Origin of the sequence: Allofournierella sp. (assembly GCF_017889395.1) — a bacterium.
Classification (GTDB): domain Bacteria; phylum Bacillota; class Clostridia; order Oscillospirales; family Ruminococcaceae; genus Allofournierella.
Genome location: NZ_JAGHKE010000038.1, coordinates 15,170 through 30,762, shown reverse-complemented (window position 1 = coordinate 30,762; position 15,593 = coordinate 15,170). Strand labels below are relative to the sequence as shown.

16 protein-coding genes are annotated in these 15,593 nt (G+C 61.0%); all 16 read right to left on the bottom strand.

Annotation, left to right across the window (positions count from 1 at the left end; translation table 11 throughout):
- The coding region (locus J7G73_RS06560) for an IMP dehydrogenase (protein WP_291245680.1) at nucleotides 1-632 on the bottom strand (632 nt) is incomplete at its 3' end.
- Nucleotides 633-942: 310 nt separating this feature from the next.
- The gene (locus tag J7G73_RS06555) at nucleotides 943-1,944 is read right to left on the bottom strand and encodes an aromatic acid exporter family protein (RefSeq protein WP_291245679.1); all 1,002 of its coding nucleotides are present in this window, start codon (nucleotides 1,942-1,944) and stop codon (nucleotides 943-945) included.
- Nucleotides 1,945-2,327: 383 nt separating this feature from the next.
- A complete protein-coding gene (locus tag J7G73_RS06550; protein ID WP_291245678.1) occupies nucleotides 2,328-2,828 on the bottom strand; it encodes an HD domain-containing protein in 501 nt (166 codons plus the stop codon).
- Nucleotides 2,829-3,022: 194 nt separating this feature from the next.
- On the bottom strand, nucleotides 3,023-3,601 hold the full coding sequence (locus J7G73_RS06545; RefSeq protein ID WP_291245677.1) for a phosphatase PAP2 family protein: 579 nt from the start codon (nucleotides 3,599-3,601) through the stop codon (nucleotides 3,023-3,025).
- A 165-nt stretch (nucleotides 3,602-3,766) separates the two neighbouring features.
- Nucleotides 3,767-5,329 (bottom strand): PucR family transcriptional regulator, encoded by a 1,563-nt coding sequence (locus J7G73_RS06540; protein ID WP_291245676.1) that lies wholly within the window; start codon nucleotides 5,327-5,329, stop codon nucleotides 3,767-3,769.
- Between the two features lie 149 nt (nucleotides 5,330-5,478).
- Nucleotides 5,479-5,952 (bottom strand): MarR family winged helix-turn-helix transcriptional regulator, encoded by a 474-nt coding sequence (locus J7G73_RS06535; protein WP_087182064.1) that lies wholly within the window; start codon nucleotides 5,950-5,952, stop codon nucleotides 5,479-5,481.
- Nucleotides 5,953-6,112: 160 nt separating this feature from the next.
- Nucleotides 6,113-6,538, bottom strand: a complete 426-nt coding sequence (gene fabZ / locus J7G73_RS06530) for a 3-hydroxyacyl-ACP dehydratase FabZ (RefSeq protein WP_058966095.1) — start codon at nucleotides 6,536-6,538, stop codon at nucleotides 6,113-6,115.
- A gap of 4 nt (nucleotides 6,539-6,542) precedes the next feature.
- Nucleotides 6,543-7,784 (bottom strand): beta-ketoacyl-ACP synthase II, encoded by a 1,242-nt coding sequence (fabF, locus tag J7G73_RS06525; protein WP_087293797.1) that lies wholly within the window; start codon nucleotides 7,782-7,784, stop codon nucleotides 6,543-6,545.
- Between the two features lie 29 nt (nucleotides 7,785-7,813).
- Entirely contained in the window at nucleotides 7,814-8,554 is a 741-nt protein-coding gene (gene fabG, locus J7G73_RS06520) for a 3-oxoacyl-[acyl-carrier-protein] reductase (protein ID WP_291243688.1), read from the bottom strand.
- On the bottom strand, nucleotides 8,554-9,498 hold the full coding sequence (gene fabD / locus J7G73_RS06515) for an ACP S-malonyltransferase (protein ID WP_291245675.1): 945 nt from the start codon (nucleotides 9,496-9,498) through the stop codon (nucleotides 8,554-8,556). Before fabD ends, fabG begins: the two co-directional genes overlap by 1 nt.
- Nucleotides 9,495-10,571 carry a nitronate monooxygenase family protein gene (locus J7G73_RS06510; protein ID WP_291245674.1) on the bottom strand — a complete coding sequence of 359 codons (1,077 nt, stop codon included), beginning with the start codon at nucleotides 10,569-10,571 and terminating at the stop codon, nucleotides 9,495-9,497. The genes fabD and J7G73_RS06510 overlap by 4 nt, the downstream gene beginning before the upstream one ends.
- A gap of 4 nt (nucleotides 10,572-10,575) precedes the next feature.
- Nucleotides 10,576-11,514, bottom strand: coding sequence for a nitronate monooxygenase (locus J7G73_RS06505; RefSeq protein WP_291245673.1), 939 nt, complete (start codon nucleotides 11,512-11,514; stop codon nucleotides 10,576-10,578).
- A 33-nt stretch (nucleotides 11,515-11,547) separates the two neighbouring features.
- Entirely contained in the window at nucleotides 11,548-12,492 is a 945-nt protein-coding gene (locus J7G73_RS06500; protein ID WP_291245672.1) for a beta-ketoacyl-ACP synthase III, read from the bottom strand.
- On the bottom strand, nucleotides 12,492-13,316 hold the full coding sequence (locus tag J7G73_RS06495; protein ID WP_291245671.1) for an acetyl-CoA carboxylase carboxyltransferase subunit alpha: 825 nt from the start codon (nucleotides 13,314-13,316) through the stop codon (nucleotides 12,492-12,494). Before J7G73_RS06495 ends, J7G73_RS06500 begins: the two co-directional genes overlap by 1 nt.
- Nucleotides 13,309-14,196: an acetyl-CoA carboxylase, carboxyltransferase subunit beta gene (gene accD, locus J7G73_RS06490; RefSeq protein WP_367113959.1), complete on the bottom strand. Its 888-nt coding sequence runs from the start codon at nucleotides 14,194-14,196 to the stop codon at nucleotides 13,309-13,311. Before accD ends, J7G73_RS06495 begins: the two co-directional genes overlap by 8 nt.
- A complete protein-coding gene (accC, locus tag J7G73_RS06485; protein ID WP_087293779.1) occupies nucleotides 14,197-15,591 on the bottom strand; it encodes an acetyl-CoA carboxylase biotin carboxylase subunit in 1,395 nt (464 codons plus the stop codon).
- Nucleotides 15,592-15,593 lie beyond the last annotated feature (2 nt).

Below are 15,593 nucleotides of genomic sequence, written 5' to 3'. Positions count from 1 at the left end.
ACCATGTATTTCAGATGGCCCTCAGCATCCACCAGGGGCAGGGAGTTGATCTTGTTGTCCCAGATGATGTCGTTGGCTTCCTTCAGGGTGGTGGTGTCCGGAGCGCAGACCAGCTTCTCCATGGGGGTCATAAAGTTGGCAACAGGCTCGTCCATGGACATACGGCTGACACGGTAGTCGCGGCTGGCCACGATGCCCAGCAGCTTGCCGTTGGGGGTGCCGTCCTCGGTGATGGCAACGGTGGAGTGGCCGGTCTTTTCCTTCAGCTCCAGAACATCCGCCAGGGTAGCGGTGGGCTTCAGGTTGGAGTCGCTGGTTACAAAGCCCTTCTTGTAGCTCTTCACGCGGGCAACCATAGCGGCCTCATCTTCCACAGACTGGGAACCGTAAATAAAGGATACGCCGCCCTGCTTTGCCAGCGCGATGGCCAGGCGATCGCCGGAAACCGACTGCATGATGGCGCTTACCATGGGGATGTTCATGGTGAGGGGGCATTCCTCCTCGCCCTTGCGGTACTTAACCAGCGGTGTTTTCAGGCTCACAGCGTCCGGTACGCAGGCGGAGGAAGAGTAACCGGGTACCAGCAGGTACTCGCCAAACGTGCGGGAAGGTTCCTCAAAATAATAAGCCATATTCCTTGTCTCCTTTGCAATTACAATTCTCCAGCAAAACGCTTCGTTCCTTTTATTATAAGGCAGAATCGCCTTTCTAACAAGAACAACGCGGGCATTTGAAGCGCAAATTTGCACAAATCCTGCGCCGGTGGCCCTGCGTGCCGGGTGGTTTTAAAAAGTGTATCATATTTGGCCGAAAAATACAAAATGCACCGCCGCCAAACTTTTCAAACCCCGAACCGGGAAAACCGGCAATTTGTCGAAAAACTGGCCTAAGTATGACTTATCTTGGTTGAAATTTACCAAGGTAAAGCAAAAATTTTTCGGGTCAGTCTCCCCAGAACCGGCTGCGTTCCTGCTCGGTGAGCGCGGCAGCAAAGTCTGCCTTCAGCTGCAAAAAGTCCTCCAGATCGTACAGTACCCGGTAAAGCAGTGCACGGTTTTCAAACTCGGCGCGGCTCTGAGGCAGGGGTTCGTCCCGCATGGCGATCTGCATTCCGTGCAGCTTTTGGAGCAGTGCGGCGGCATTGTTGTGCTCATGGAAGGAGCGGCTGATTTCCTCCAGCAGATCGGCAATGCTCAGGGCCTGTTCGGGAACCTGATCCAGTCGGTGAATGTTGTCATAAATGCGGCGCAGTACCGTCAGCTGATGCTGGCGCATACTTACGTAGTTTACAAAATACCACTGGTCGCTGAGCAGGGCGTTGTCCTGGTTTTCCCGGGCTTTGCGAGCAAGCCCCTCCAGCTGCTGCTCCAGCGGAGCAAAACAGCTGTCGGTGTAGCCCTGTTTGCTGCGGGTCAGCAGCCGGTCCGCCATCCGCTGCAGAATGTCCCGGAAGGCCTGTTCCACCTGGGCCTGGCTCTGGCGAATGGCCTTTGCCGCACCCGGCATGTAAAGATTCACCAGTATCCCGATCCCGGCACCGATTAAAAGCAAGAGCAGCTCGTTGCGCAGCCAGAACAGGTTCATGGTGCGCTCTGCGTACAGATGCAGCACCAGCACGGTATTCATTACCAGCGCCTCCTGCAGGCCGAACCACTGGCAGAAGGCGGCAAACAAAAGCAGAAACAGCCCGAAGGCGATCAGATGATATCCCAGAAGGGAAAAGCAGCCGAAGGCCAGTGCCATGGCCGCGAAAAAGGCGGTAAAACGCCGAAGCACCAATGCCAGGGTTTGCTTGCGGGTGGTCTGGATGCTCAGAATGGCAATCACTCCGGCGGAGGTGCTGTAGGAAAGCCCGAGCAGGGAAGCAAAAAAGCTGGCAAGCAGTCCGCCCAGGGCATATTTCGCTACCCGCAGCGGGGCAAGCCGGGAAAAAACAGCAGACATGGAAAACGCTCCTTTTAAATGGGACGAAAAGTCCCGTGCTGTTTTTATCATACCGTTTGCGGGCGGCAGGCACAAGAGAAAAAGGGCAAAAACAAACTCCACCGCCCGGGAATGGGCGGTGGAGCTTGCCACAGGAATTTCGAGACGCCCTGCTCAGCCGGATCAAAGAACCGCTAGGGGGGCGGAAGGAGGAGAAGAACCGGAGACGCCTCACAACACATGAAAAAGGGGGTGTAACTTTCTTGCAACTAAATTGTAACCTTTTTGAAATCTTCTGTCAATGGGATAATTGTGAATAAATTGAAAACAATTCACAGGAGATGGCAAGGAATTAAGAAAAACAGCCGCCCCGGAGCACAAAACAATCTCCGGAGCGGCTGTTTTCAGTTGCCGTTTGCGGTTACAAGACCCAAACGGGAAAAGTCCGGGCGATAGAGCAGGATGGAAAACACCTCAAAGCAAGCACAGATTTTGTCCGCGCAGGTCACCACAACGCTCTCCGCAAAGCGGGGAGGGGTGAGGTTCAACGGGAACATGTGTTTTTCAATGATATCCCGCTCAATGCAGTTCAGTTCAAAATCCCGGCTGGCGTTGTCCAGGGCCCGGCGGGCGTGGTGGAAGCCATGCCAGCGGTGGCTTTCATCCTTTTCGTGCCAGTCATATAAAAAGTAGTCGTGTAGCAAAGCGCCGCGCACCAGGCTGCGCAGGTCCAGCCGAAGGCCCAGCCGCAGAACGATCCACAGGCTCAGATACGCTACGGCCAGTGAATGGTCGAAGCAGGTTACGCTGCCGTGCTGGATGAACTGCTGCTCCAGTTGCATTCCAGGGGAATTCAGAATGGCGCGCCCGTGGGCCAAAAGCAGAGATTCGATGGTTTGGTGCATTGGAAACACGCTCCTTTCCGGTGGGCGGCGAGATACTTCGCACCCTGTTCTATTATTATCATAGGCGTAAGATAGGAAGGAAACAAGGGGCAATTTGCACAAAAATGCACGGAATGAGACGTGATTGCAGCAGTGCGTGCAAAGAAAAAGCGAGGGAACGCCCTCGCTTTTAAAAAGTTGTTATGTATCGTACCTCAGGCCACCTTACTGGCAGACGGCGCAATTTCCGGAAAGATCTTTTCCCAGTTGATGCGGTAGGCGGGAATCATCAATACCAGGCTCAGTGCCGCACCGGCCACCACATCGATCACCGAATGCTGGCGCAAAAACAAAGTGGACAGAGTGATCAGGATGGTCATGGCCCAGATCAGCGCATGCACCGGCAGGTTGCCCCGGAACAGCTTGCAGCGCAGCCCCACAATGGCAATGGAGACGGTGCTGGAAATGTGGATGGAGGGGCAGACATTGGTGGGGGTGTCGATGCCGCGCAGCAGCTCCACCAGCTGGCACAGAACGTTCTGCCGCAGAATCGGCTGGCGCAGATCAAGACCGTTGGGCCAGACCAGATAAGTAAGCATGGCCACCGTCATGCCAACAAACATAATGAAGCACAGGCGGCAGTAGTCGGTTTTTTTGTCGTCGATGAAGCAATGGATGATGGTGTATTCCGGGTCCAGCTGTTCCAGGCTGAAGAAGCCGAACAGATAGAATGCCCAGTACCCCATCAGCCAGGCGTGCGGATTTTTTCGCAGCCAGGAAAGGGCGGAATGCATGGGCGGTTACCTCACAAATAGAATCTCAAAGCGGCCGACAAAGACAGTCGGCGAACAAAATTATTATACCATGTGGCGGGAAAAAGCAACAAAGCAATGCACAAATTGCTGTAAAAGAAACACGAAAAACGGGCGGCTTTTCCGCCGCCCGTGGGGGTCGTGCCATTATTTTTCCAGAAGCCGGTACAGTGCCACCGCTTCATACAGGGCGGTGAGCTCAGGCAGTTTGTCCGGGGTGTGACCCAGCCGGTGGGTGATCTGCTGGTAGCGGTATTTTACCGTATTTTTGTGCAAAAACAGCTGCTGAGCACAGCGGGCAATGTTCTGGTCCGCATCCAGCAGGTAGACCGCCAGTGTATCCACCAGAGGCAGCTCCTCGGAAGAGCTGTGCAGCGGAGCAAGCACTGCCCGGCAGCGGGTCACGCTGGCCTCGTCCTGTACCAGATCGTTCTTGCAGTGCAGCGCAAAATCGATCTCGCCCAGCGTATGTACGGTGCGGGTGGGCCAGATGGTCTGCGCGCTGGGCAGGCCCTCGCTGCTGCGCAGGAAGGCGGCGCGCACCTGAGCGGTGTTCTCCAGACCCTGGCAGCACACAAAGCCTGCGCCCAGACCCTCAGCCTTCAGCTGCTGGCCCAGCTGGGCGGCCAGTGCTTCCCCTTCGGGACCAAATACGCCGTTGTCGGCCAGAACGATCACAAAGTCCTGGTAGCTGCCGGCAATGGCGGCCTGGCAGTGGGGCTCCAGCAGTTGGGAGGCAATGGTGGGCACCCGGCGCAGAAACTCCTCCCGGCAGGCGGGGTCCAACGGGCTGAGCATCCACATGCAGTGGATGGAAGCCACGTTCAGACGGAACAGGGCAGCCAGACGGCGCATCTTGATGGGCTCGTCCCGCAGGATGGCCCGCACCAGCTCTTCAATGGCCAGCTCCGCGTGCTTCAGGCTCCACAGGTTCAGTGCCAGCTGCATCACGTCCTGGGCCTGCTGCTGTACCTCGTTGCTCAGCGGCTGACCCGCCTTCAGCAGGCACAGCTCCATGGGAGCCGCGTCGCCGGGGTCAATGGTCAATCGGCAGCACTGATCCGCGTTGCCCTGTCGGGCCTGGATCAGCAGATCGGTCATATCCGTCTGAGAGCCCCGGGGCCAGGCGCAGGCACCCAGCGGCTGACCGGTGCCATCCAGCAGAAGCACGGTAGCCCGCAGCCGGTCACTGAGCAGCTGCAGCACGGTGTCCACCGTGCGCTGGTGCTCGGGCAGCAAGGTCATGTGCTCCAGAATGTCGCCCAGAAGATGGGTGTTGTCCGCCTGATCCCGCAGGATGGCGTCCATCACATCGCCGATCACCTCGCTGTAGCGCAGCTCCATACGGGGCGGCATTACCAGCAGCGGGAAATTCAGCTCCTGAGCCAGCGTTACCAGTGCAGGGTCCACCTGAGGCATTACGGTACCCACATAATACAGCACCAGACCGGCCTGCCCCACCTGGGCCAGAGCGCGCAGACATTCACACTGGGCGTTCACGTTGGTGGGGATGGAAGAAAAGCAGGTGAGGACCAGCTCGCCGCCGGCGAAGCGGCCTGCTGTTTCGTTCTGCTGGTGCAGGGGTTCCGTGCCGATGTATTCCAGCACGTTTACCGAGGTGATGGGCCGGTCCAGATTATCAAAGCCGGCCAGCAGAGTGGCTTGGCGCAAGCTGGGCAGTACCAGTGCCTGTTTTAATGTAACGCTCATGAGGGGTCCCTCCAGGATAGGAATGTTGTGCACAGGGGTTTCTCGCGCTGGTGCCCTGTTGTTTTTCAGTGGGCACACAAGCACAAAAAGCCCTTACTGCCGGCAAACGGTTGCCTGCCGGGCAATAAAGGGCTTGAGAATCGATGGATTCAGGCGTTCGGGGCGTAGTGATTGGCGTTGGGTGACTTCAGCGGAATCTCCGGCATCAGTTCGTCGGAAATGATGGTAAGCATCTCCTCAATCTTGGCCACATCCTCAGGGGAGAACCGATCCTTGATCCGGTTCATCACGGTGGACAGATAGCTGTAACTGATGTTGTAGTAATCCTCGTACTTCTGGGTCACCACCAAAAAATACTCCCGGCGGTCATTTTCCGACTGCACCTTTTTCAGGTAGCCTTTTTTGATCAGACTGTTCACCTTGTAGGCCGCATTGGGCGGGGAGATTTGTACAAAGCTGGCAAACTCGTTGATGGTGGGCTTCCCCAGCGCCTGGATGATCTCCATGCAGAAGGTCTCCACAGTGGTCAGGCTGGCTTCCCGCGCCTGGAACCGACTGAATACCTTCTGATAGAAATGTAATTTAAATTTCGAATACACATCTGCAAATGCTTGCTCCAGCATTCGTTCGATCCTCCTTGACTGCGCGGCCCAGGCAAAAGAGCATGGGACGGTATGAAAAAACCGTATGCCTGCTGCGGTGATAATATTATACCAAGATGCGTCGGTTAAGGCAACACCGCACAATTCACATCCATTTAAAATTGTGCGGTGCTGCAGCAAATCAACTGATGGCGAAGGTCAGCTCGCCCATGGCGGCAATCTGGCCGTCCACAGTGGCAACAGCCTTGCCAAAGCCCACCGGGCCGCGGCGTGCGGTCAGCTCGCATTTCAGCTCCAGCACATCGCCGGGAACCACCTGACGCTTGAAGCGGGCATTCTTGATGCCGCCGAACAGCACGATCTTGCCCTTGTTCTCCTCTTCGGTGAGAATGGCAACCGCGCCCACCTGAGCCAGTGCTTCGATGATGAGCACACCGGGCATCACATGCTTCTGGGGGAAGTGGCCGCAGAAGAACTGCTCGTTTACGGTCACGCACTTGCGGCCCACTGCCATCTGGCCGGGCACGCATTCGGTGATGCGGTCCACCAGCTGGAAGGGAAAGCGATGAGGCAGAACCTCCATGATCTCATTGGAATTCAAAGTCATTGGTTTACTCCTCCCACTTCTTCAACAGGATGCTTGCGTTGTGGCCGCCGAAGCCCAGAGAGTTGGACATGGCGTACCGGATGGCAGCCTCACGGCCGTGATTGGGAACAATGTCCAGATCGCAGGCTTCGTCCGGCACCTGGTAGCCCAGGGTAGCGGGAATGAAGCCGTCGTGCAGGGCCATGGCGGTGAAGGCAGCTTCCACAGCACCGGAAGCGCCCAGCAGGTGGCCGGTCATGGACTTGGTGGAGCTGATGGCCAGCTCCTTGGCATGCTCGCCGAAGGCCAGCTTCACGGCGGCGGTCTCGCCCGCGTCGTTCATGGCGGTGGAGGTGCCGTGAGCGTTGATGTAATCCACGCTGGCAGCGTCCACGCCCGCGTCGGCCAGAGCTTGTGTCATGGCGCCCGCCGCGCCGGAGCCGTCCGGCAGGGGAGCGGTGATGTGGTGTGCGTCGCAGGTGCAGCCGTAGCCCACAACCTCGGCCAGAATGTTGGCGCCGCGGGCCTTGGCGTGCTCGTACTCCTCCAGTACCAGAGCGGCCGCGCCCTCGCCCATCACGAAGCCGGAACGCTCCTTGTCAAAGGGGATGGAAGCGCGCTTGGGGTCGCTGCCGGTGTGCAGGGCATGCAGGGAGGTAAAGCCGCCCACCGCCAGAGAGGTGACGGTGGCCTCGCTGCCGCCGGCCAGGATCACATCGGCGTAGCCGTCGCGGATCTGACGGAAGGCATCGCCCACCGCGTTGGTGCCGGAGGCACAGGCGGTCACCGGGCAGGTGCACATGCCGTGGAAGCCGAAGCGGATGGCGATGTTGCCTGCTGCCATGTTGGAGATGGCCATGGGGATGAAGTAGGGGCTTACACGATCGTAGCCCTTCTCATTGCCCTTCAGGCACTCATTCTGAACGGTGGAGAAACCGCCGATGCCGCTGGCGAATACCACGCCGCAGCGCTGGCTGTTCTCGTTTTCCATCACCAGGCCGCTGTGCTCCATGGCCTGGGCGGCGCTGGCCAGAGCGAACTGCACAAAGCGGTCGGTCTTGCGAACCTCGCGCTTGTCGATGTACTGCTCGGGCTCAAAGCCGCGCACCTCGCCCGCCAGCTTTACCTTCTGGTTGGTGGTGTCGTACTGGGTAATGGGGCCGATGCCGCAGGTGTCGGCCTTTACGGCGGCCCAGCTTTCCTCCAGGGTCAGGCCCAGGGGAGTCACCGCGCCCATGCCGGTGATTACAACGCGTCGTTTATCCATCTGTAAGCTCCTCCTTCAATTCAGGGCTTTTAAACGGCCATGCCGCCGTCCACACACAGCACCTGACCGGTCACATAACCGGCAGCGGGGCTGGCGAGGAACGCCACAGCGGCGGCCACATCTTCGGGCTTGCCCAGGTGGGCCATGGGGATCTCGCCAAGCAGCTTCTCCTTCACGGCCTGGGGCAGCACATCGGTCATATCAGTCTCAATGAAGCCGGGGGCCACGCAGTTCACGGTCACGCCGCGGGCAGCCAGCTCCTTGGCCAGGCTCTTGCTCATGCCGATCAGACCAGCCTTGCTGGCCGCGTAGTTGGCCTGACCTGCGTTGCCGCGTACGCCCACGATGCTGGAAACGTTCACGATCCGGCCGCTGCGCTGCTTCATCATGGGGCGGCAGGCGGCCTTCATGCAGTGGAAGGCGCCCTTCAGGTTGGTGTTCAGCACCGCGTCGAAATCCTCTTCGCTCATGCGCATCATCAGGTTGTCACGGGTGATGCCCGCATTGTTTACCAGTACATCGATGCGGCCGAAGCGCTCCACGGTCTGGGCGATCAGGTTCTGGGCGTCAGCCTCACAGGCCACGTTGCCCTGAATGGCGAAGGCCTCCACGCCCAGGGCGCGGCACTCCTCGGCCACAGCCTCGGCGGCAGCGGCGCTGCCCGCGTAGTTTACGGCAACATTCACACCCTGCGCGGCCAGGGCCAGGCAGATGGCCCGGCCGATACCGCGGCTGCCGCCGGTTACCAGTGCACTCTGTTTTGCTTCCATCAGGCTTCTCCTTTCAGCCATTCCAGGGCGGCGGTCAGATCCTCAGCGGTTTCCACCGAGCGAACAGCAGCGCCCTTCACAGTCTTCTTCACAAGGCCGGCCAGCGTTTTGCCGGGGCCTACTTCCAAAAATGCGTCCACACCGTCCTCGGCCATGCGGCGGATGATGTCCTCCATGTACACGCTGGACTGTACCTGCTTCTCCAGCAGGGCGGGGATGGTGTCGCTGTCGGCCTTGGGAGCACCCAGGCAGTTGAAATATACCGGGCAGCTCATCTCGCCGAAGGATACCTCCTTGAACTTCTCCCGCAGCGCATCACCGGCGGGAGCCATCAGCGAGGTGTGGAAGGGGCCGGAGACCTTCAGGGGCACGCAGTGCTTTGCACCGGCGGCCTTGGCAGCCTCACAGGCAGCGTCCACAGCGGCCTGGTCGCCCGCAATGGCCATCTGGCCGGGGCAGTTGTAGTTGGCGATCTCCACCACGCCGCCGGTGGCCTGGGCAGCCTGGGCGCAGGCGGCGCTCAGCGCCTCACGGTCCAGACCCAGAATAGCGGCCATGCCGCAGGGACGGCCGGTCACGGCCTGTTCCATGGCCTTGCCGCGGAAGGCGGCCAGGGAAACGGCAGTGGCTGCGTCGAACACACCGGCGCAGCACAGGGCGGAATACTCGCCCAGGCTCAGGCCCGCCACAGCGGCAGGCTCGATGCCCTTGTCCTTCAGCACGGCGGTCAGACCGGCGGCGAAGGCTACCATGCAGGGCTGGGTGAACTGGGTCTGGCTCAGGGTCTCATCCGGGCCCTCAAAGCACAGCTGCTTCAGGTCGAAATCCACCGAAGCGTCCGCGGCATCCAGCGCGGCGCGGAACAAGGGTTCGCTCTCGTAAAGATCTTTGCCCATCCCGGCGTGCTGAGCGCCCTGACCGGCATACAAAATCGCAAGTTTCATTGTGTCTGTTTCCTCCATTCGGCGGCAAGCTCATCCATCAGCTCCCGCACATGAACCAGTTTGGTCATGCGGCCCACATTGGCGCCGCAGAAGAAAAGTCCCTCCTGCCAGTTGCCGCGCACTGCTTCAATCAGCGCATTGGCAATGCAGTAGATGGTATCCGCCTTTTTGCAGGGGACCAGGCAGTTTACGCAGCGTTTGGGCGAAAAGGTCTCGCCTGCAGCCAGACGCTGGATCAGCGGACTGTTCAGCGCCCGGCCGGGCATGCCCACCGGGCTGTGCACGATGCGCACATCCTCCGGCTTTGCGTCCAGCATGGCCTGCTTGTAAGCGGGGGAGGCATCGCACTCGTAGGTGCCGATGAACCGGGTGGCCAGCTGTACACCCGCCGCGCCCAGCTGCTCCAGCCGGGCCGCATCCTCGCCGGTGTAAACACCGCCCGCCGCAAACAGCGGAATGGGACGGCCTGCCAGCTCCTCAAAGGGGCGCAGCTGCTCGGTGATGGCCGGAACCAATGTCTCCAGACACTGAGCAGAGCCGTTCTTCACGTCCTGTTCCTCAAAGCCCAGATGACCGCCTGCCAGGGGACCCTCCACCACCATGAAGTCGGGCAGCACGCCGAAGCGCTTGTACCACAGCTTGCACAGGGTGGCAGCGGCCCGGGAGCTGGACACAATGGGCGCCAGCGCCACATCCGCATCACCGGCAATGGCGGGAAGATCCACCGCCAGACCCGCGCCGCAGACCACCGCGTCCACACCGGCCTTGATGGCGGTACGGATGCTGTCTGCATACTGGGTGGTGGCAACCATGGCATTGATGGCCACCATGCCCAGTCCGCCGGCCAGCTCCTTGGCCTTCTTGATTTCCTTTTCCAGGGCGCGCAGGTTGGCCCCATTGGGGTCACGGTCGAAGTCCGGCTCGTTGAAACCGGCCACCGCGGTACTGATGGTGCCCATGCCGCCGCAGGCAGCCACGGCACCGGCCAGCCCGCCCAGGGACACGCCCACGCCCATGCCGCCCTGCAGAATGGGCAGCTGCAGCGTGCGGCCGCGGATGGTTACAGCCTGCATAAGCTTACTCCTGTTCCAGCTGATGCAGCCGCTCGATGCAGCCGTTGTTCAGCTCTTCAAAAATGGTGCGCAGGGGGCGTACCTCATGCAGCATGCCTGCTACCTGACCGGCCATCAGGCTGCCGGTGTCGGTGTCGCCCTCGAATACGGCGCGGCGCAGAGAGCCCAGAGTGTACTTTTCCAGCTCCATTTTGTCAGCGCCGGCCTTTTCCTGCGCCACATAGCTGCGGGCCATCTTGTTTTTCAGGATACGCACGGGGGTACCGGCGATGCGGCCGGTGACCACGGTGTCGTTGTCCTTGGCCTTGAGCACGGCGTTCTTGTAGTTTTCGTGAATGGGGCACTCCTCACTCACCAGCAGGCAGGTGCCCAGCTGTGCGCCGCAGGCGCCCAGTGCAAAGGCAGCCAGCAGCTGGCGGCCGTCAGCGATGCCGCCGGCTGCGATTACGGGCAGATTGTACTCCTTCATGGCATCCACCACCTGAGGCACCAGAGCCATGGTGGTCATCTCGCCCACATGGCCACCGCTCTCGGTGCCCTCGGCGATGATGCCGTCCACACCCAGACCGGCCATGCGGCGGGCCAGCACAACGGCAGGCACAACGGGGAATACCTTGATGCCCGCTTCCTTCCACATGGAAACGTAAGCGCCGGGATTGCCTGCACCGGTGGTCACAACGGGAACCTTTTCCTCCACCACGATGTGTGCCATCTTCTCAGCGTCCGGATTCATCAGCATGATGTTTACGCCGAAGGGCTTGTCGGTCAGGCTGCGGCAGATGTGGATCTGCTCTCGCAGCATGTCGGCGGTCATGCCGCCCGCGCCGATCAGGCCCAGCGCACCCGCGTTGGAAACCGCAGCGGCAAAGGTGCCAGTGGCGATGTTGGCCATACCGCCCTGGATGAAGGGAAATTCGGTTCCGAGGATCTCGTTCAAACGCATATTGTTACTCCTTTTTTATCAGAGGGGCTTTGCTTAGAAACGCAGCAGTACCGCGCCCCAGGTCAGCCCCGCGCCAAAGCCCACACAGGCCACGGTCTGACCGGGCTGAATTGCGCCGGATTCCAGCATTTCGTCCAAAGCGAGGGGAATGCTGGCGGCGGAGGTGTTGCCGTAGCGATGCATGTTCTTGTAGAATTTGTCTTCCGGTGCACCCAGCTTTTTCACCACATGGTCGATGATGCGGCTGTTTGCCTGGTGGCAGACCACATGGTCCACCTGCTCCAGACTGGTGCCGCTCTTCTCGAACAGCTGGTTCAGGCACTTGGGGATGATGTCCACCGCGAAGCGGAAAATCGCCCGTCCGTCCATGAACAGGGTGCGGTTCTGGCCGGGCAGAAGGCTGTTGGCATGCAGCCCGGCCGCCTCGCCACGGCCGCCCAGTACGCAGGCGTAGGGAACATCCGCCAGACGCACCACAGCGGCGGCTGCGCCGTCGCCGAACAGCACGCAGGTGGAGCGGTCCTCCATATCCAGTACGCGGGAGATGCACTCCGCGCCGATGACCAGGGCATACTCCCCGGCGCTGCCCGCCATCAGGAGAGAGCGGGCGGTTTCCAGCGCGTAGATGAAACCGGTGCAGGCGGCGTTCAGATCAAAGCAGGGGATAGCGGCGGTGCAGCCCAGCGCCTCGTGAACCTGGCAGGCCACCGAGGGGGTGAAGCTGTCCGGGGTGAAGGTGGCGGTCAGGATCAGACCCAGCTGATCTGCGCTCACACCGGCCTTCTCCAGCGCCTTGCGGGCAGCGCCCGTGGAAAGGCTCACAACGCCTTCGTCCTCCCCGCAGAAATACCGCTGGCGGATGCCGGTGCGGGTGGAGATCCACTCGTCGCTGGTGTCCACCATGCGGGCCATATCGTCGTTGGTCACACAGCGCCGCGGCAGGCAGCGCCCGGTGCCCAGAATTTCCAGTCCCGTCATCAGAAAAGGTCCTTTCCGGGCTCTTGCAGGAATGCGGAACCCATGGTTCTGAATTTTTTGTGCCGGTGAGCCGCCGGATCGGAAATGCGGTCCGCCTGGCGCAGGGCCTTCTGCAGCGCTGCGTCCACCGCGTCAAATACGGCGGCGGGGTTTGCGTGCGCGCCCTCCGCCGGCTCGGGAATAATCCCGTCGATCACGCCCAGCTGCTCCAGATCCTGGGCGGTGAGCTTCATCACGTCGCAGGCCTCGGAGCTGCGGGTGGAATCCTTCCAGAGAATGCTGGCAAAGCCCTCGGGGGAAAGCACCGAGTAGATGGCGTTTTCCAGCATCAGCACCGTGTTGCCCATGGCCAGCGCCAGTGCGCCGCCGCTGCCGCCCTCACCGGTGACCACTGCGATCAGGGGCACGTTCAGCTCGCTCATCACAGCCAGGCTGCGGGCAATGGCCTCGCCCTGGCCGTGGGCCTCGGCCTCCAGGCCGGGATAGGCGCCGGGGGTGTCGATGAAGGTGATGATGGGCCGGCCGAACTTGTCTGCCTGGCGCATCAGCCGCTGGGCCTTGCGGTAGCCCTCCGGGCTGGGCATACCGAAGTTGCAGCGGGTGTTTTCCTCCAGATTACGGCCCTTGCGGTGGCCGATCACTGTGACCGGGCGGCCATGAAACATGGCGATGCCGCCCAGAATGCCCGCGTCCTCGCCGCACAGCCGGTCGCCCTTCTGCTCAAAGAAATCGGTGAACAGAGCCTTGATGTAATCCGCCGTACCGGGGCGGCCCGCATGCCGGGCCAGCGCCACCTTTTCAGCGGGGGTATGCAGTTCAGCCACGGCGGGCACCTCCTTTGGCGTGCAGCCGAAGCAGCTGCATCAGTGTGGATTTCATCTGACTGCGGGGAACCACCGCGTCCACAAAGCCGTGCTCCTCCAGATACTCGGAGCGCTGGAAGCCCTCCGGCAGCTTCTGACCGATGGTCTGCTCGATCACGCGGGGGCCGGCAAAGCCGATCAGGGCCTTGGGCTCGGCCAGGGTGATGTCACCCAGGGAAGCAAAGCTGGCGGTCACGCCGCCGGTGGTGGGATGGGTCAGGCAGGCAATGTACAGACCGCCCGCCTGCTGGAAGCGGGTGATGGCTTCGGCGGTCTTGGCCATCTGCATCAGCGAGAGGATGCCCTCCTGCATCCGGGCACCGCCGGAAGCGCAGAAGATCACCAGGGGCAGCTTCGCCTTGCGGGCGGTGTCGGCGGCCAGAGCCACCTTTTCACCCACCGCAACGCCCATGCTGCCCATCAGGAAGCGGCCATCCATTACAGCCACAACAGCGGGCCAGCCGCCGATGAGTCCCTTGGCGGTGACCACCGCCTCAGACAGTCCGGTGCGGCGGCGCAGGCCCTCCAGCTTGGCGTCGTAACCCTCAAAATCAAGGGGGTTATCGCCGCACAGGCCGTCGTTCAATTCCTGGAAGGTGCCGGAATCCAGCGTGAGAGCCAGGCGCTGGTATGCACCGATGGGCCGGTGATGGCCACAGTGGGGGCAGACGTACAGCTGATCGGCCCACTGCCGCTTGCTCACGGCTTCGCCGCAGGCAGGGCACTGCTCGAAAATGGCCGGCGCGTCAATGCGGCTGGAGGAGGGCAGACGTCCGCCCTCCCGCATTACCTTCAGGCGCAGCAGCCGCTGGCGCCGGTCAGAAAATCGTTCGTTCAGCATTTAGCGTTCCTCCTCGTCGGCCAGAGGCGCACCCTTCTCCATCCAGCTCAGCACCTCGTCCAGGTTGTTCTCGATGAAGGAGGTGTTGTAGTCGCCCTTCAGGTAATCCGGGTGGTACAGGATCAGATGAGCCAGATCCGCGCCGGTGGGGTAGCCCTCCACGATGAACTCCTCCAGCACCCGGCGCATCCGGCGGATAGCGGCCAGGCGGGTGGGGGCGTGCACGATGAGCTTGGCTACCATGGAATCGTAGAAGGGGCTCAGCTCGTAGCCGTTGTACAAAGCGGAATCCACCCGAACACCGCAGCCGCCCGGGAAGTGCACGAACTCGGTCTTGCCGGGCATGGGGGCGAAGTTCTTGGCGGGGTCTTCCGCGTTGATCCGCACCTCGATGGCGTGGCCGTTCAGCTTTACATCCTCCTGTGTGAAGGAGAGAGGCAGCCCGGCAGCCACACGGATCTGCTCTTTCACCAGATCCTGCCCGGTGACCATCTCGGTGACCGGGTGCTCCACCTGAATGCGGGTATTCATCTCGATAAAGTAGTAGTTGCCGTCCGGGTCCAGCACAAACTCAATGGTGCCCGCGCCCTCGTAGCCGCAGCTCTGGGCGGCCTTTACCGCATCCCGGCCCATGGCCTGGCGCAGCTCGGGGGAGAGCGCCTTGGAGGGGGATTCCTCCATCAGCTTCTGGTTCTTGCGCTGGATCGAGCAGTCGCGCTCGCCCAGATGGACCACATGGCCCTGCTGGTCGGCCATGATCTGGAATTCAATGTGCCGGGGGGAAAGAACCAGCTTTTCCAGATACATCTCGCCGTTGCCAAAACAGGCCACAGCCTCCGCCTGTGCAGAGGCAAAGGCAGCGGGCAGCTCCTCCGGGCTGAACACCCGGCGCATACCGCGTCCACCGCCGCCGGCGCTGGCCTTCAGCAACACCGGGTAGCCGATGCGCTCGGCTACCTTCAAAGCGTCTTCGGCGCTTTCAATCACGCCGTCGGAGCCGGGCACCACCGGCACGCCCGCCTTGATCATCAGTTCGCGGGCTGCGGCCTTGTTGCCCATCTTGCGGATCACATCGCCGCTGGGGCCGATGAACTTGAGCCCGCACTGAGTGCACAGATCCGCGAATTCGTCGTTTTCGGAAAGGAAACCGTAGCCGGGGTGGATGGCTTCACAGCCGCTTTCCACCGCAGCGGTCAGAATGGCGGTCTGGTTTAAGTAACTCTGAGCCGCCTTAGCAGGGCCGATGCATACGGCCCGGGTAGCCAGCTGCACATGCAGGGCGCTGGCGTCGGCGGTGGAGTACACCGCCACAGTCTCGATGCCAAGCTCGCGGCAGGCGCGGATGATGCGCACCGCGATTTCGCCGCGATTGGCAATTAAAATTCGTTTGAACATGG

What these genes read in the sequence shown, in the direction of transcription:
- J7G73_RS06535 (WP_087182064.1), bottom strand. Translation starts at nt 5,952, where the DNA reads ATGCTGGAGCAAGCATTTGCAGATGTGTATTCGAAATTTAAATTACAT.
- fabG (WP_291243688.1), bottom strand. Translation starts at nt 8,554, where the DNA reads ATGGAAGCAAAACAGAGTGCACTGGTAACCGGCGGCAGCCGCGGTATC.
- J7G73_RS06510 (WP_291245674.1), bottom strand. Translation starts at nt 10,571, where the DNA reads ATGCAGGCTGTAACCATCCGCGGCCGCACGCTGCAGCTGCCCATTCTG.
- J7G73_RS06500 (WP_291245672.1), bottom strand. Translation starts at nt 12,492, where the DNA reads ATGACGGGACTGGAAATTCTGGGCACCGGGCGCTGCCTGCCGCGGCGC.
- fabF (WP_087293797.1), bottom strand. Translation starts at nt 7,784, where the DNA reads ATGGATAAACGACGCGTTGTAATCACCGGCATGGGCGCGGTGACTCCC.
- fabZ (WP_058966095.1), bottom strand. Translation starts at nt 6,538, where the DNA reads ATGACTTTGAATTCCAATGAGATCATGGAGGTTCTGCCTCATCGCTTT.
- J7G73_RS06505 (WP_291245673.1), bottom strand. Translation starts at nt 11,514, where the DNA reads ATGCGTTTGAACGAGATCCTCGGAACCGAATTTCCCTTCATCCAGGGC.
- J7G73_RS06555 (WP_291245679.1), bottom strand. Translation starts at nt 1,944, where the DNA reads ATGTCTGCTGTTTTTTCCCGGCTTGCCCCGCTGCGGGTAGCGAAATAT.
- J7G73_RS06545 (WP_291245677.1), bottom strand. Translation starts at nt 3,601, where the DNA reads ATGCATTCCGCCCTTTCCTGGCTGCGAAAAAATCCGCACGCCTGGCTG.
- J7G73_RS06550 (WP_291245678.1), bottom strand. Translation starts at nt 2,828, where the DNA reads ATGCACCAAACCATCGAATCTCTGCTTTTGGCCCACGGGCGCGCCATT.
- fabD (WP_291245675.1), bottom strand. Translation starts at nt 9,498, where the DNA reads ATGAAACTTGCGATTTTGTATGCCGGTCAGGGCGCTCAGCACGCCGGG.
- J7G73_RS06540 (WP_291245676.1), bottom strand. Translation starts at nt 5,329, where the DNA reads ATGAGCGTTACATTAAAACAGGCACTGGTACTGCCCAGCTTGCGCCAA.
- accC (WP_087293779.1), bottom strand. Translation starts at nt 15,591, where the DNA reads ATGTTCAAACGAATTTTAATTGCCAATCGCGGCGAAATCGCGGTGCGC.
- accD (WP_367113959.1), bottom strand. Translation starts at nt 14,196, where the DNA reads ATGCTGAACGAACGATTTTCTGACCGGCGCCAGCGGCTGCTGCGCCTG.